The sequence below is a fragment of the Desulfosporosinus sp. FKA genome (assembly GCF_002196785.1).
In the GTDB taxonomy this organism is placed as follows: Bacteria; Bacillota; Desulfitobacteriia; order Desulfitobacteriales; family Desulfitobacteriaceae; genus Desulfosporosinus; species Desulfosporosinus acididurans.
The window spans coordinates 19,404-34,312 of record NZ_NAHZ01000034.1 but is presented as its reverse complement, the minus strand read 5'-3'; the positions used below and the strand labels follow the sequence as shown (position 1 = coordinate 34,312).

The following is a 14,909-nucleotide window of genomic DNA, read 5'->3' as shown; positions in this document are numbered from 1 at the left end:
TAACTGCATATTCTGTATTAATGTTGTTTTTACTAAATAACCTTAGGAAGTGATTGTAATTATGGTATTTGGTTCTAGTGTAAATTTTCTAGAGGGTATTTACATAATTTGTTTAGCGGTGGGTTTTATCCTCAGCGTCTTAAGCTTAGGTTTTGGAGGACATAGCGGGCATATGGGTCATGTTGGTCATGTCCCGCACACAACTGTCCATGCGACAAATAATAGCAGCATTGCTAATGAAAGTACGTCAGTTTATACCGTGCCAATTTTAAATATCCAGGCTATATTTGCTTTTTTGCTTGGTTTTGGGGCAGGCGGTCTTATAGGTTTTCAAGTCTTTAATATAGTTTTACTCACTCTTCCTCCTGCTTTAGTTGGGGGTATAGCATTTTGGTGGGTAGTTCGAGCAGTAATAACAGTAATGCTAAGGAATCAGACCGCTTTTTTAGATACAAAGGACACCGATGCAGTGGGGGTAACTGGTTTGGTTATTACCGGTATTTTCCAAAATTCAATGGGTGAGGTTATGTATCCTTTACAGGGTACGGATAGAATTATCAGGGCAAAGGCATTAAATGGAGGTCAAATTAATAAAGGCGTAAGTGTGGTAATAGTAAAAGTAGAAAGGGGAGTGGCTTACGTATCTTCTGCCGACTCATTTGGCAAGTAAAAAAGATTTAGAAAGGGGTAAATAAGATGATATTTTCGAGTATAATAATCGTTATTGCCGTGGCGGTTGTGGGTTTGTTAGCTATCTTAAGTATTCTTGCCCGTATGTTTCAGAAAGCAGGTCCAGATGAAGCATTAATTGTCTATGGTATGGGTGGTTCTAATGTTATTACGGGAGGCGGTCGTGTCGTCTGGCCACTTGTGCAAACCTGCAAGCGCATATCTTTAGCCTTGATGTCCTTTGACATTGCTCCGGCCAATGATTTATACACGACTCAGGGAGTGGCCGTAACTATTGAAGCGGTGTCTCAAATTAAGATTATTGACACCTCAGATGCTATTAAGACAGCGGCAGTTCAGTTTTTGTCCAAAAGTGATGAAGCTCAGGAGATTATGATTAAACAGGTCATGGAGGGTCACCTTCGCAGTATAATCGGCCAGTTAACCGTCGAACAGATTGTTAAGGAACCGGATATGGTTCAAACAAAGATGCTTGAGACCTGTCAGGGCGAGTTATCAAAGATGGGACTGGAAGTTCGCTCATTTACAATTAAGAGTGTCAAAGATCGAAATCAGTACATTGAAAACATGGGTAAACCAGAGATTGCTCGTGTACTTAAGGAGGCCGAGATAGCTAAGGCTACAGCCTTTAAAGAAAGTGAAATCCAGAAAGCAGCAGCTGAGCGGGACGCTGCCATTGCCAGAGCCGAGGCACAGCAAAAGACTGTAGAAGCTCAGACTCAATCTGAAACGCAACAAGCGGAGAATATGAAAAATCTGAATTTGAAGAAGGCTCAATATGATGCTGAAGTGCAAAAGGCACAGGCTGATAAGGAAAACGCTTACAAGCTGCGCGATGCTGAACTGCAACAGGAATTGACCAAGAAGCAGTGGACTGTTAAACAGATTGAACGTCAGGGTGAATCTGCCGTTGCTGAAGCCGAAATTGGTCGTAAGCAAAAAGAATTGGAAGCTGATGTGATTAAACCCGCAGAAGCCGAAGCTCAGGCTGTGAAAATTAAGCAACAAGCTCAGGCCGAGGCGAATGCTCAGGTTACCGTGATCGAGAATAAAGCTAAAGCTGAAGCCACCGCTCTTAACATCAAGCTGGAAAGTGAAGCAAAGGCTGAAGCCACCAAATCTGTTGGTACTGCCGAAGCGGATATTATTCGTTCCAAGGGTCTTGCCGAAGCTGAGGCTATTCAGGCAAAAGCCGAAGCCTTTGCTAATTACTCGCAAGCGGCCATCTTAGATAAATTATTAGCCGGCTTGCCTGACCTTGCTAAAGCTGTCACGGCACCTCTTGAAAACATCGATAAGATTACGGTTGTATCTACCGGTGGGGACAATTCTGGGATGCAGAAAGTCACCCGCGATGTCACGAATATGATTGCTCAAGTTCCTGATCTCGTGGAAACTTTAACCGGTATAGATATCAAAGATGTTATTTCCAATCTGGGCGATATGAAGAAAAACATTGGTACTGCTTCAGTAAATGCTTATGATGAAGATAAAGTTGATGGAAATGTTTAAGTCATAACTATATGGGTTAGTTACTATATGAAAGGAGATTGGCGGCTATGGGGTTGTTTAGTAAGGTAAAAGATCTGCTACAAGCCAATACTATGGATCTTATATCAAAGGCTGAAGATCCGGAAAAAATGTTAAATCTTTACGTAGAACGAGCAACGGAGGAAGTTCGCAATTTTCAAATTCAAGTCAACCGTGCTTTAGCGGATAAAATTCTACTTGAGGAACGCATTGAAGGCTTGAATAAGGAAATTAACGTACGCAGCGAACAGGCTGAACTTGCTGTACAGCAGGGAAAGGATGATTTGGCTAGGAATGCCTTAACGTATAAAAAACAAGCTGAGATCAGCAAGAGTGATTATGAGTCTCAACTTCTAGAGCAGACCAAATCAGTAAAAGATCTTCAGGATAATCTCCGTGTACTTTCGGAGAAACTTGAAAAGGCTAAGCTGGAACGTAATGATTTGGTTATGCGTCAACGGCGGGCGGAAACAATGAAAAAGGCGAATGAGGCTGTATCCGGACTTTCCTCCCATGACCCGTTAGGAGATTTTGATCGAATGAAAGATCGGGTTGAACGTATGGAGGCAGAAGCCAAGGCATCTGGAACAATGGTGCACACCAGTACAATTGAAAGGCAATTTGCAGAGCTAGAAGCGAGTAAGGTCAATTCTCAAATTGAGGATGAGTTAGCAAAGCTTAAACAAGAAAATAAAATCGAATTAAATAAGAATTAGGGTAACTCCATTAAATATGCTACAGATTGCCATTACAGGTTTTGTAAAGAGATGCTTAGAGTTGGTAATTGGCATGAATCCTTGGGAAAAACGTATAGACGTATTAGGAATAGCTAAAATAGCTCGCGGAATAGAAGATTAGAAATCTTTTCAGTTAAGGAAAAACTATAATTATTTAAAAAATCTGTTTCCTGGATTTTAGGAGACAGTTTTTTTTTTGCATTTTTCAGCTATAGAATATATCTTATTCATGGTATCATGGATCAAGATGTTTGGGTTAGATTAGAGTTGACTTCTTCTGATCTGACGTATCGGTAGAAGTTATGATTTAAGATTATATTTAAAGGGGATGGGTAATAAAAATGAGTATCGATAGTATTATTTTTGATTTAGATGGCACTCTCTGGAATTCAATAGCAGGAATTTGTGAAGCATGGAAAACAGTATTAGCAAACTATCCAAACATTACAACGGTAATAACTCCTGAAGATATGGAGAGATGCATGGGGCTTCCAATGGATGAAATACGCAAAAGGTTATTTCCGGATCTAGATGAGAAGTTTCAAATCAAATTATTAGAAGAATTCTGTGAAACCGAACAAGTTTTTTTAGGTGAACATGGTGGGATTTTATTCCCTAAACTAGAAGAAACACTTAAAGAGTTATCAAAAAAGTACAAGTTATTCATAGTTAGTAATTGTCAGGATGGCTACATACAATGCTTCTTTAAGGCACATAACTTAAGTGAGTATTTCGATGATTTTGAGTGTTGGGGGGCAACAGGATTATCAAAAGGAGAAAATAATAAACTTATAATGAAAAGAAATAAGCTGAAAAAGCCAATTTATGTAGGTGATACTAATGGTGATGCCGAGTCAGCAAAAGTAGCAGGAATTCCTTTTGTATATGCAAGTTACGGTTTTGGGAATGTTGAAGAATATGATTATGCTATTGATAGCTTTGAAGAATTATTAACTTTATCCAATCATAAGACTATCACTTCGTAAGTGGGAGTGGATCTCCCCCACCGAAGTCTCGATGTTCAGCTCTAGCTGAACAAGTTCACTCTGATTTTGCAATATAGAAGTTGGTTCTACTTAACCCACATGCCGGTTGAGGCGGAGAGTCGCCATGACCGGTATTTTTGTTTTGGATTAAAAAGATGTAAGCTTCCTAGTGACCAAATATAAATGAATATAACTGTAAATAAACTAATAAAAACTAACAAAAACATATATAAATGAACTGGACAAAGACTTAAATAACGTATAAATTTAATACATAGCAAACTAACACTACAAGATCAAACATAACTCATCCAGAGAAATGGGGAGAAGGTTGTTATGAAGCTGATAACAGTTGCCGGTCCGCCATCTTCAGGCAAAACATCTGTCATACTTAAGCTGATCGAATGTATGAACTGTGATAAAGGCAGCATCGGTGTTGTGAAATTTGACTGCCTGACTTCTTTTGATAATCTCAGCTATGAAGAGGCCGGAATTCCCGTGCAAACCGGATTTTCCGGGAAAATATGCCCAGACCATTATTTTGTGAGCAATATTGAGGACGCAGTACAATGGGGAGTTCACTCCGGTTTTGAGATGCTCATCACGGAGAGCGCCGGCCTTTGTAACCGCTGTTCCCCCTATATCCGGGGAATTTTGGCAGTTTGCGTGATAGACAATCTGTCTGGAGTCAATACTCCCCGCAAAATAGGACCCATGCTCAAATTTGCGGATATTGTGGTTGTGACTAAAGGGGATATTGTTTCTCAGGCTGAGCGGGAAGTATTTGCTTTTAATATACGGCAAGTGAATTCAGCGGCCAAGGTGATATTTGTCAATGGGATAACAGGGCAAGGAGCTTTCATTCTGGCGAAATATTTGCGGCAGGCTGTGGAGATTCAGAGCCTCACAGATACGAAGCTGCGCTTTACTACACCTGCAGCAGTCTGCTCTTACTGCACCGGCGAAACTAAAATAGGAGCGCCTTATCAGATGGGAATGATGAAGAAAATGGAGTTTAAGAACCTATGACAGTCAATGATTTTATGATGATCTTGGACAGCAAGCCTCTGGCCGAGGTTTTGAAGGAATATCCCATTGGCTGGGATTTCTTGGCCAATTTCCGCCTAAACAATTTAGCAAAAGAACTCCCCTTCCCCCAGGCCCTGCTGAAGGTGGACGACGAAGCTCTTGCCGAATTCGGTTTAGACCGGTTTGGAGCTTTAAAGACCTTTGGAGCGTTTCTTGAGCAATTCACCCCCAAGGAGAATCTTCTGAAAGAGGTTAAGTCGATTACGATTAGTGGTGGTTGGGATAAATCCAGGACGCCGGAAAATATCAGCCTGACCATTTCCGCCGGGGAAATCATCAGCATTGTCGGACCGACAGGCTCGGGGAAAAGCCGGCTTCTCAATGACATTGAGTGCTTGGCTCAGGGAGACACTCTCACCGGCAGGAGAATCCTGGTCAATGGGGCCGAGCTGGACGAACTTCAGCGCTTCGAGATGGAAGGGAAATTGGTTGCCCAGCTTTCCCAGAATATGAATTTTGTCATGGACCTGACGGTTCGTGAATTTCTGGAGATGCATGCCAAATGCCGGCTTACTCCCAATATCGGCGAAGTGGTGGCCATCTGTTTTCAACGTGCCAATCAGCTGGCCGGGGAGAAATTCTCCGAAGACACGCTGGTAACTCAGCTCAGTGGTGGGCAGTCTCGGGCTCTGATGATCGCAGACACCGCATATATGAGCGACTCTCCTATCATCTTGATTGATGAAATTGAAAATGCCGGGATCAACCGGCGTCAGGCTATTGGGCTGCTGGCTAAAAGAGAAAAGATTATATTTGTTTCCACTCATGATCCTCTTTTGGCACTGAGTGCCCATAAGCGGATCATTATTAAAAACGGAGGGATTGCCAAAGTCATCGGCATTTCCGAGGAAGAAAAGGAAAGTCTGGGGATGATTGAAAATCTCGACAATACTATGCAAAGGCTGCGCACTGCCCTACGGGCCGGTGAGTTAATTCATATGAAGGATTTGAGTGAGTCAAGCTCATAACTTTTGAATGCTATATTAAGGAATATAGACACCATTAAGGGAGGGGCTAAAATGTGGGAATTATATGATGCTTTAATTGAAGGGATACCTGAAGATTATCTGGTTGACGAGCTGGTTTGTGGCTGCCACTATTCCTATGTCCGCAGCGGCGAGGGTTCTGGGGTGGCTGCGGGGCGGCTTTATGATCAGCGGATGCCCATGCTCAGTAAAAACCTCTTGGGTGCACCTCTGCGCGAGGTGGCAGCTTGTGTAAAATCATGGAACTTAATAGAGGCGGCCCTAGGTGCCGCGGCCCTGAACGCTTACTACAACAATCCTCAAGTGGCCAGAGACAATGGGGTGGAATTCTCCGATGCCCAGCGCGTGGAAGACCGGCGCTATGATCCATTTATCATGTCCCAAAATGTTGTGAAAGGGAAAAGGGTTGTGGTAGTCGGACATTTTCCTTACCTGGAGAAGTTACTGGAACCAGTCTGTGACTTTTCTATTATTGAATGGGACCCCTTAGAGGGAGACTACCCTATGCCGGCCTGTGAGTATCTGCTTCCTGAAGCAGATTACGCCTACCTTACCTGTACAGCCCTAGTGGATAAAACCCTGCCCCGGCTTTTAGAATTGACCGAAAACGCTGTCCGAGTCAGCTTAGTGGGACCTGCTACCCCTTTGGCTCCAGTGCTTTTTGATTACGGGGTTGATGAATTGTCCGGATTTCTCATTAAAGACAATCAGCGGGCGTTCCGGGTTGTTGCTGGTGCAGAACAGGTCAAGATCTTCACCACAGGTCAAAAAGTCGCGTTTAAGGCAGAAAGACAGCAGAATCATGAATTTTGAATGGAATCCCCAAACCATCCGCTGGTATGAAGAGGCCAACAATTATTCCGGGTTTTTCGGAAATTTGGCGGGGCTGATTGCTCCCAGGCTGCAAGGCTATTCCAGCCTCTGCGATATCGGCTGTGGGTTAGGCCTGCTTGATCTGGAGCTCAGCCAGAGCATCAACAGGATCACTTGTATCGATATTAACCGTAATGCCTTGGCAGCCTTACAGAAAAATATGGAGACCAGAAACATTACCAACATTACCCCCCGGCTCCTGGATTGCCGGAATCTTGAGGGAGAGTGGGATGTCATCTGCGTTTGCTTTTTTGGCAGCAAAGAAATTGAAGAATTCCTCTCTCACTGCCGAAAGCTGATTGCCGTAGTGGGGAAACAGCAACAGACAGAGCTGTACCCAGAGAAATACCGGGAATTTCGCAAGAATACCGCTGAAAATCTGGAGTTGGTTCTCAAGGAGCAAGGGAGGGATTACCTTCTTACGGAAGCTGCCTTTGAGTTCGGTCAGCCCTTTCGTTCTCGGGCCGATGCTGATAGTTTTATTCGAACCCATTGCCCGACCATCATTTCGGAGGAGTTACACAGCTTTCTAAGCGAGTCTCTCCGAGTGACCGGGGATCCTCAGTTCCCCTTAATCATCCCTCGCTTGAAATCCTTTGGGGTATTCGAGATTAAAGGCGGGTTGTAAGCAATGCATATCTTTCTAACCGGCGATATCCAAATAGGCAAAAGTACAGTCATTAACAAAACTCTGAATTTATTAAAGATAACTCCTCAGGGCTTTCGGACTTACTTTGGACCTGACCGGGCTATGGAGGACAGGCTGCTTTATCTGAATTCCGCGGCGTTGCCTCAGGTCTGCTGTGAAGAAAAGGCTATTGTACGTTTTGGGGCAGGGCGGCCGCCGGAGGTTTTGAGCGAAAGGTTCGATGGCTATGGAGCCCAGCTGATTCGTTCGGTCAGGGCTGATTCGGATTCAGCCCTGATTTTAATGGACGAATGTGGCAGCCTAGAGAGCGGGGCTCTGGTATTTCAGCAGGAGATTTTAGCTGCCCTCGCAGGCACCAAGCCTATACTCGGGGTCATCAAACTGGCCAGCACCGGCTGGACGGACCAAATCAGAGAGCACGCCAAGGTGACCCTGCTTACGGTAACCCGTGAAAACAGAGACCGACTGCCGCAGCTACTGGCTGATTTACTCAGCGGTGTTCTTTAATTTTTAGATCGGGATTATGTAAAACAAATATAAACAAACATAAACAAAAAAATATAGATTGAGGAGAGTCGAAATGAAAAGTAAACGGTTTAAATTTATCGCCTGGGCTATATGTGCTGTTATTCTGACCTTTTCTATCGCAGGTTGTTCAACTACTTCCGCCACACAGCCGGCCTCGCAGTCACCTTCAGCCGCAGCGTCGGATAAGCGGGAAATAACCGACATGCTGGGCAATAAAGTTAAGATCCCGGCTAAAGTCAACAAAGTATTCTGCACAAGCCCGATCGGGACCTACATTGTCTATACCTTAGCCCCGAACAAGCTGCTGGGCTGGAACTCCAAGATGTCGGAGGACGAGCTTAAATACATAAGCCCTAAATACAAAAACCTTCAAGTTCTGGGCGGAAATATGGGCGGTCAAAACACGTTCAATACGGAAGCAATCACCGCCCTTTCTCCCGACATCATTTTGGACTTTGCTTACAATGGTCAAACCAGCGACATGGTAACTGAGCTGGGCAAGCAAACTGGAATCCCTGTTGTAATAATGGACAGTGCCTTGAAATCGACCGCTGCTTCTTACCGCTTGCTGGGGAAAATACTTGGCGTGGAAGATAGAGGAAACATGTTGGCCGATTATGTTCAGAAATCTCTCGATCGAACTGCCGCTATGGTCGCCAAAGTCCCTGCCGACGAAAAGGTCAAAATTTATTATGCTGAAAGCGCGGATGGCCTCAAAACGGATGGCAACGATTCAATGCATACTGAGGTCATTAATTTCGTCAATGCAACCAATGTTGTCACTATGGACACATCATCGACAGGCAAAGGTGCTTCAGTTTCCATGGAGCAGGTCTTGAAATGGAACCCCGATGTTATTCTGGCCAACTCCCGGATGGGCGGGAGCGACTTCCTTAAAACTATCTATAGCGACAAAACCTGGGCCGACGTTAAAGCCGTTCAGAACAAGAGAATTTACGTACCTGCTTCGCTGCCTTTCGGCTGGTTTGACCGTCCTCCCTGCATTGCGAGAGTTATAGGCGTAGAATGGCTGGCGGCCAAATTGTATCCGGATTATGTCAAAGTTGATTTGAAGAGTGATGTTAAAAATTTCTACAAGACATTCTACGGGGTAGAGATCACAGATGCCCAGGCAGATTCTCTGATCAATGGTTAAATGGGCAGTATGAAAAAATCAGAGAACAAATTAAAAACTTCTCTACAGTTCCCGTTAATTTCAGTGATGACGGCTTTAGCCCTTTTACCCCTTGTTGCTTTTTTAGTATCCCTCAGTTTAGGAAGATACGGAATTCCGCTGCCGCAGCTTATGCAGATTCTTTTCGGTAAGCTATTTGGATTGGCCCCGACCTGGCCGGATACGCTGGAGAAGGTTTTATTCAACGTACGGATTCCCCGCATTTTGTGCGCCATGATGGTAGGGGCGGCTTTGGCAGGCTCCGGCGCTGCTTATCAGGGAGTTTTTAAGAACCCTATGGTTTCTCCGGATATCCTGGGAGCATCGGCCGGAGCGGGCTTCGGAGCAGCCTTCGCTATCCTGAACAATTACAATATTATAGGCATTGAACTAACCGCTTTTCTCTTCGGAATAGCGGCCGTCGCTTTAACTTATTTTCTAGGGCAGGCTATAGGACGAAATATGAATGCTGTGCTTATTCTCGTACTTACGGGCATGGTTGTGCAAAGCCTTTTCGCCGCTTTCACCTCGGTAATCAAGTATGAGGCTGACCCAAACAATAAACTTCCCGAAATCACGTTCTGGTTAATGGGCGGACTCACGTCGTCGACGCAGAAACAGGTTTGGATGATGATTTTTCCCTTTCTGCTCGGATTAGTGATACTTTTTCTGCTGCGCTGGAAAATAAACATTCTCTCATTCGGCGATGAGGAAGCCAAGGCCCTGGGAATAGATACTTTGAAAATCCGGGTTATTTTAATAATGGCCTCAACTCTGCTTACTTCAGCATCAATAGCCATCTCAGGTATGATAGGCTGGGTGGGCTTGATCATCCCTCACCTAGCTCGTCTTATCGTCGGGCCGAACTATAAGGTTTTGCTGCCCGCTTCCGTCTTGATGGGAGCGGCATTTCTTCTGCTTGTTGACGACGTTGCCCGGACGGTGCTCGTAACTGAAATACCCTTGAGCATCTTAACGGCAATTATCGGTGCCCCGTTTTTTATCTATTTATTGTTTAAAGGAAGGAGCTCCTGGGAATGAAGCTGGAGGTATGTTCCGCTGTTTGCGGATACGGTAAGAGAGATGTGATAAAGGGAATTTCTTTCAGCGTTTCAGCCAAGGAAATTTTTTGCCTGCTCGGCCCTAATGGGGTGGGTAAGACCACACTGTTTAAGACTGTGCTCGGTTTTTTGAAGCTGCGGGGAGGCTCGATTAAAGTGGACGGAGAAGATATCAGCAAATGGTCAAGGAAAAAATATGCTCAGGTCATAGGTTATGTTCCCCAAACCCATACTCCTCCCTTTCCTTTCGCTGTTTCAGATGTGGTTATCATGGGACGGACGGCTCACCTGGGTTCTTTCTCAACTCCTGCCCTGGCGGACAGGGCCATTGTCAGAGACGTAATGGAAGAGTTGGGTATAATGCATCTCAAAGACAGGATATATACTGAGATAAGCGGAGGTGAGCGGCAGATGGTCTTAATAGCCAGAGCTCTTGCTCAGCAGCCTCAGTTCCTTGTCATGGACGAACCGACGTCTAATCTTGATTTTGGCAACCAAATGCTGGTGCTTCGGCAGATAAGAAAGCTAAGCTCCAGGGGAATAGGAGTCATAATGACGTCTCATTTCCCAGATCACGCCTTTTTATGCTCCTCAAAGGTAGCCCTGCTCCGTAAAGAAGGTTTTGAGATAGGCAGACCCGACGAAATAGTGACGGAAGAAAATCTTCAGGAAGTATATGGCGTTCGCGTAAAAATAACCAGCACGCCAGTGCCCGGCGGTTTAGTCAAGGCCTGCGTTCCGCTGATTTAAGGGAGAAGATTTGATGAATCAGGCCCCTAACTGTGGAGGTAATCAATAGAAGCATAGAGAATTTCTAAAAATTGGTATGTCATCGAGTATGTATCAACTTCATACAGATATTCTGAGGAATGGAGGACTGAAAGATGGAGAAATACTCTTTACCTGAGGATGATACGTTTAAGAAGTGGCAGAAGCGACTTAAAGTAACATGGTTCATAGGGCTCGTTCTAATCATTTTTGCCAGCCTTGGAATTAGTCTTGTATGGAATAGAGAAGGAAGTGCGGTTAGTAAAGATATTCTCTCAGTAACAGATGTTAAACGTACCGTCGAGCAATCCGGTTTGTCATTAACTTCAAATTCAATGGTGAGCCCAGCTGATTACAAAATGGCTCAAGTTGAACCCCAAATTTATGAAATTAAGAATTTTGATGGAATGCTATTTATCTATAAGTTTACTTCTATTGGGGAGAGGGATACAATCTATGATCAATGGCAAGACACTAATGAGAAAAAAAGTAATGGTTCAAACTTAAATATGTTTTCGCCCAAATGGCAATATAATCGAGCCTACGCCGCCAAAAATACAATCATAGTTGTTTGTTTGAGTCAGTTTCCCGGCGAAGAGTATGCGCAGAAAATTTCACCGAGACTAAGGAACTTAGGTAAGGCAATTTTTTATAATTTAAATGAAGGACAACAAATAGTGTATCGAGGAGAAGGAAATAATTGGCGAGGAAAAGTCATCGTAAATTATTACAATCACTTTTGGACAGATGATAAAGGGGTTCTCCGAGATGATTGCTGGAATCATAGGCAACCCGTAATGGAGTTTAAAGGGGATCCTGGTAATATTCAGGGAGATTTTAGTTATGAATTTAAGTCTGCCATTGATGAATTTGGGGGAACGGATTCTAAGGGGTTTGATGCAAGCCGATTCACTGGAAATGATAGTGCTGCGAACTATGGTGGTGTAATACTTGGTTTTGGAGGGATAGGTGGGAGCGGGGCGATGCCTCCAAAAGATAATGTTTATACGCTTACAGTTAAATGGAATAACAAGCAGGAGAATTTCGATTTAAAGGCTTCCGAGTAAGATAATATATGTTATCCAATCGTAAGACTCCCACTTTAAGCGGGAGTAGTTCCACTTGACTGCCAAAGAAACCCTCATCATTCGTGATGGGGGTTTCTTAGCGTAAAGGATCAGTATGTACATTATCTTAACGGTGTTCTCAAAAGCTTTAAATCATAAAAGACTTGTATAAAAACGGTGTCGCATAATTATTTTGATATTTGAGCGCAAAATGCAGAATACTATAAAATGATGTCGAAATATTAAAATTTAAGCCAGGAGGTAAATTGAATGGAAAAGAGAGGTTTGGATCATTCGGCTTACGGTGGAGTCAATGGAGAAGATTACATCCCATACATACCTGCCAGCGAAGCCATGCCTGAGATCACAGTAGTGTCGTTAGTCATGGGGGTTTTATTTGCCGCACTATTTGCTGCCGCCAATACATATCTCGGACTTAAGGTAGGAATGACAATTGCCGCTGGGATTCCATCGGCGGTCCTGGCTACCGGAATACTTAAAGGACTTTTTAAACACAACAATGTCTTAGAAGCTAACATGATTCAATCCATTGCCGCTATGGGTGAAGCTTTGGCGGGCGGGATAATTTTTACTTTACCGGCTATTATTATTTGGGGGTTAGAGTTAAAATTATCAACGATCATAGTCGCTACATTGCTCGGGGGATTGATAGGTATTTTCTTCGTCGTTCCCTTGCGTAAATATCTGACGGTTGAAGAACACGGGAAACTTATTTTTCCTGAAAGTATGGCAGCTGCCGAAATCCTGGCTACCGGCAGTTCCGGCGGCACTGGATTTAAGACGGTACTTACAGGTTTGTTGTATGGCGGCGGTTATAAACTGTTATCCGGTGGCTTTGCGCTCTGGATGGAAGAACCGGAATGGACAATCAAACCTTTGCAGAGTACTGTCTTTGGTGTCGATACATTGGCATCGCTTGCCGGCGTCGGCTTTATCATCGGTATCGAAGCTGCTCTATACATGTTTGCCGGTGCACTGGTGGCCTGGTTCGGGTTAATTCCTTTAATCAAATACGTAGGTGCAGGGCTTACTACACCATTGTTCCCTTCCACGACCTTGATCTCGAAAATGAGTGCTTCAGCGATCTGGAGCAGTTATATCAGATATGTGGGAGCAGGGGCTGTGGCAGCAGGTGGATTTATCAGTTTAGGCAGATCATTGCCTACGATTGGCCGCTCATTTAAATCAGCGATGGGGGGACTGGGCAAAGGAACTGTCAGCGATAAACGTACAGATATAGATGCGCCGATTATTTGGGTTATTGGGGCGGCAGTTTTTGTATTCCTTCTTGCTTGGCTATTGCCTATGATTTCTATCGGACCGATTGGGTCGCTTCTGGTGGTTATTTTTGCCTTCTTCTTTGCCGTGGTTTCTGCTCGGATGTGCGGAATCGTTGGTGCTTCCAATAATCCGGTTTCCGGAATGACCATCGCTTCCTTGCTTTTTATCACGGCTGTGTTAAAAGCTACAGGGTTAACTGGTCAGCAGGGGATGGTCGCTGCTATCCTGGCAGGTTCTATTGTCTGTATTGCCATTGCAGTGTCTGGTGATGCGGCCCAAGCCCTAAAGACTACCCACATCATTGGGGGCACGCCGAAACGAGTGGAATTCAGCATGTATGCCGGTGTAGCATTCGCCTCTGTTTTTTCTGGCTTGGTTTTGCTCATGCTAAATCATACTTACGGGATTGGTTCCGATGCTGTGGCTGCACCTCAGGCGACCTTGATGTCCATGGTTGTTAAAGGTGTTATGACCGGTCAAATACCCTGGATCCTTGTTATTATCGGTGTTACGTTCGGAGTGATGTGCGCCTTAATGAGATTGCCGGTTTTGCCTGTGGCACTTGGTCTCTATTTGCCGATTCATCTCAGTGCAGGTATCTTAGTAGGAGGTTTGATCAGAGTTTTTGTTGATCGGAAGTTCCGTAACAATAGTGATCAATTAAAGGAAAAGGTGGAAAAAGGAATTCTGCTGGCCTCCGGGCTTGTCGCCGGGGATGCGATTATGGGCATCGTGATTGCGGTATTTGCTACGTTGAGTATTAATATCGGCTTTGGAGCTAATATTTTACCGGGAATTACCGGCAGCCCTTATACGGCAATGCTTCTTTATATTCTGTTAGCTGTCTGGATGTACCGGGTTACTGTCAAGAAAGATACGAAACAGAATGGGTGAGAATATCTATGATTAAGAAGAAAAACAGAGAAGATAATTATCTATGTTACATCCCATGGAAACAACACCAACAATGGGAATCAAGAAACGGAAAGGTGTTTCTCTTCTTTGAACATGATAAACTGATTGAGAAGTTTGCTCGCTGGTTGGTAAAAAAGCCGTACATTAGCGATGTTGAATTGGATGAAGTAGGCTCGCAGGTTTGGTCCTTTATTGATGGCAAGTGTACGGTGTTCGAGATCGGACAAAAACTGCAAAGACTCTTTGGGACTGAGTTTGATCCCAAGTATCAAAGACTAATTGCCTATTTGAACTATCTTAACAAAAAAGGCTGGATCTTGTTTAGGAGAGGTCCGCAGCTACAGGGGGATTAAACAGACTGGCAAGAGGATCTTGACCATCAAGCTAATCAATATATTAAAATAGAACATTTAGTGCTTAATGCCAAGATCTACACTCATGCAATTTACGAATTAGCTAAGTAACATAAGACAATAATGTAATAATGCCCAGCAGATAGATCCCGGTTTAACTTAAAGAAAGTTGAACCGGGATTTGACTATAAGCTTATCAAT

Annotated in this window: 15 protein-coding genes; all 15 read left to right on the top strand. The window is 44.0% G+C overall.

From position 1 onward, the window contains the following. Positions 1–61 precede the first annotated feature (61 nt). The 15 genes from B5771_RS21345 to B5771_RS21275 all read left to right on the top strand — a co-directional run bounded on the left by B5771_RS21345 (position 62) and on the right by B5771_RS21275 (position 14,708). Positions 62–670 carry a hypothetical protein gene (locus tag B5771_RS21345; protein ID WP_088189347.1) on the top strand — a complete coding sequence of 203 codons (609 nt, stop codon included), beginning with the start codon at positions 62–64 and terminating at the stop codon, positions 668–670. 26 nt (positions 671–696) lie between these two features. Next, positions 697–2,202, top strand: coding sequence for an SPFH domain-containing protein (locus B5771_RS21340; protein WP_088189346.1), 1,506 nt, complete (start codon positions 697–699; stop codon positions 2,200–2,202). A 47-nt stretch (positions 2,203–2,249) separates the two neighbouring features. Next, positions 2,250–2,936 (top strand): PspA/IM30 family protein, encoded by a 687-nt coding sequence (locus tag B5771_RS21335; RefSeq protein ID WP_088189345.1) that lies wholly within the window; start codon positions 2,250–2,252, stop codon positions 2,934–2,936. A 362-nt stretch (positions 2,937–3,298) separates the two neighbouring features. Next, positions 3,299–3,943, top strand: a complete 645-nt coding sequence (locus tag B5771_RS21330) for an HAD family hydrolase (RefSeq protein WP_047811269.1) — start codon at positions 3,299–3,301, stop codon at positions 3,941–3,943. A 336-nt stretch (positions 3,944–4,279) separates the two neighbouring features. Then, positions 4,280–4,972: a GTP-binding protein gene (locus tag B5771_RS21325; RefSeq protein ID WP_088189344.1), complete on the top strand. Its 693-nt coding sequence runs from the start codon at positions 4,280–4,282 to the stop codon at positions 4,970–4,972. Beyond that, positions 4,969–6,000, top strand: a complete 1,032-nt coding sequence (locus tag B5771_RS21320; protein ID WP_088189343.1) for an ABC transporter ATP-binding protein — start codon at positions 4,969–4,971, stop codon at positions 5,998–6,000. The genes B5771_RS21325 and B5771_RS21320 overlap by 4 nt, the downstream gene beginning before the upstream one ends. 51 nt (positions 6,001–6,051) lie before the next feature. Further along, complete coding sequence (locus tag B5771_RS21315) at positions 6,052–6,831, top strand: DUF364 domain-containing protein (RefSeq protein WP_088189342.1); 780 nt, start codon at positions 6,052–6,054, stop codon at positions 6,829–6,831. Continuing rightward, positions 6,821–7,519, top strand: a complete 699-nt coding sequence (locus tag B5771_RS21310) for a class I SAM-dependent methyltransferase (RefSeq protein ID WP_088189341.1) — start codon at positions 6,821–6,823, stop codon at positions 7,517–7,519. Before B5771_RS21315 ends, B5771_RS21310 begins: the two co-directional genes overlap by 11 nt. Positions 7,520–7,522: 3 nt before the next feature. Then, complete coding sequence (locus B5771_RS21305; RefSeq protein ID WP_088189340.1) at positions 7,523–8,047, top strand: nucleoside-triphosphatase; 525 nt, start codon at positions 7,523–7,525, stop codon at positions 8,045–8,047. 73 nt (positions 8,048–8,120) lie between these two features. Continuing rightward, a complete protein-coding gene (locus B5771_RS21300) occupies positions 8,121–9,224 on the top strand; it encodes an ABC transporter substrate-binding protein (protein ID WP_088189339.1) in 1,104 nt (367 codons plus the stop codon). Between the two features lie 9 nt (positions 9,225–9,233). Then, entirely contained in the window at positions 9,234–10,283 is a 1,050-nt protein-coding gene (locus B5771_RS21295; protein ID WP_242966927.1) for an iron ABC transporter permease, read from the top strand. After that, entirely contained in the window at positions 10,280–11,053 is a 774-nt protein-coding gene (locus tag B5771_RS21290) for an ABC transporter ATP-binding protein (protein ID WP_088189337.1), read from the top strand. The genes B5771_RS21295 and B5771_RS21290 overlap by 4 nt, the downstream gene beginning before the upstream one ends. 134 nt (positions 11,054–11,187) lie before the next feature. Beyond that, positions 11,188–12,138 carry a hypothetical protein gene (locus B5771_RS21285; RefSeq protein WP_088189336.1) on the top strand — a complete coding sequence of 317 codons (951 nt, stop codon included), beginning with the start codon at positions 11,188–11,190 and terminating at the stop codon, positions 12,136–12,138. 270 nt (positions 12,139–12,408) lie between these two features. Next, positions 12,409–14,334: an oligopeptide transporter, OPT family gene (locus B5771_RS21280; RefSeq protein WP_047811283.1), complete on the top strand. Its 1,926-nt coding sequence runs from the start codon at positions 12,409–12,411 to the stop codon at positions 14,332–14,334. A gap of 8 nt (positions 14,335–14,342) precedes the next feature. Continuing rightward, positions 14,343–14,708, top strand: coding sequence for a PqqD family protein (locus tag B5771_RS21275; RefSeq protein ID WP_088189335.1), 366 nt, complete (start codon positions 14,343–14,345; stop codon positions 14,706–14,708). Positions 14,709–14,909: the final 201 nt, after the last annotated feature.

Bases quoted from the DNA above. Each gene is read 5' to 3' on its own strand.
- B5771_RS21345 (WP_088189347.1), top strand. From the start codon at position 62: ATGGTATTTGGTTCTAGTGTAAATTTTCTAGAGGGTATTTACATAATT.
- B5771_RS21340 (WP_088189346.1), top strand. From the start codon at position 697: ATGATATTTTCGAGTATAATAATCGTTATTGCCGTGGCGGTTGTGGGT.
- B5771_RS21335 (WP_088189345.1), top strand. From the start codon at position 2,250: ATGGGGTTGTTTAGTAAGGTAAAAGATCTGCTACAAGCCAATACTATG.
- B5771_RS21330 (WP_047811269.1), top strand. From the start codon at position 3,299: ATGAGTATCGATAGTATTATTTTTGATTTAGATGGCACTCTCTGGAAT.
- B5771_RS21325 (WP_088189344.1), top strand. From the start codon at position 4,280: ATGAAGCTGATAACAGTTGCCGGTCCGCCATCTTCAGGCAAAACATCT.
- B5771_RS21320 (WP_088189343.1), top strand. From the start codon at position 4,969: ATGACAGTCAATGATTTTATGATGATCTTGGACAGCAAGCCTCTGGCC.
- B5771_RS21315 (WP_088189342.1), top strand. From the start codon at position 6,052: ATGTGGGAATTATATGATGCTTTAATTGAAGGGATACCTGAAGATTAT.
- B5771_RS21310 (WP_088189341.1), top strand. From the start codon at position 6,821: ATGAATTTTGAATGGAATCCCCAAACCATCCGCTGGTATGAAGAGGCC.
- B5771_RS21305 (WP_088189340.1), top strand. From the start codon at position 7,523: ATGCATATCTTTCTAACCGGCGATATCCAAATAGGCAAAAGTACAGTC.
- B5771_RS21300 (WP_088189339.1), top strand. From the start codon at position 8,121: ATGAAAAGTAAACGGTTTAAATTTATCGCCTGGGCTATATGTGCTGTT.
- B5771_RS21295 (WP_242966927.1), top strand. From the start codon at position 9,234: ATGAAAAAATCAGAGAACAAATTAAAAACTTCTCTACAGTTCCCGTTA.
- B5771_RS21290 (WP_088189337.1), top strand. From the start codon at position 10,280: ATGAAGCTGGAGGTATGTTCCGCTGTTTGCGGATACGGTAAGAGAGAT.
- B5771_RS21285 (WP_088189336.1), top strand. From the start codon at position 11,188: ATGGAGAAATACTCTTTACCTGAGGATGATACGTTTAAGAAGTGGCAG.
- B5771_RS21280 (WP_047811283.1), top strand. From the start codon at position 12,409: ATGGAAAAGAGAGGTTTGGATCATTCGGCTTACGGTGGAGTCAATGGA.
- B5771_RS21275 (WP_088189335.1), top strand. From the start codon at position 14,343: ATGATTAAGAAGAAAAACAGAGAAGATAATTATCTATGTTACATCCCA.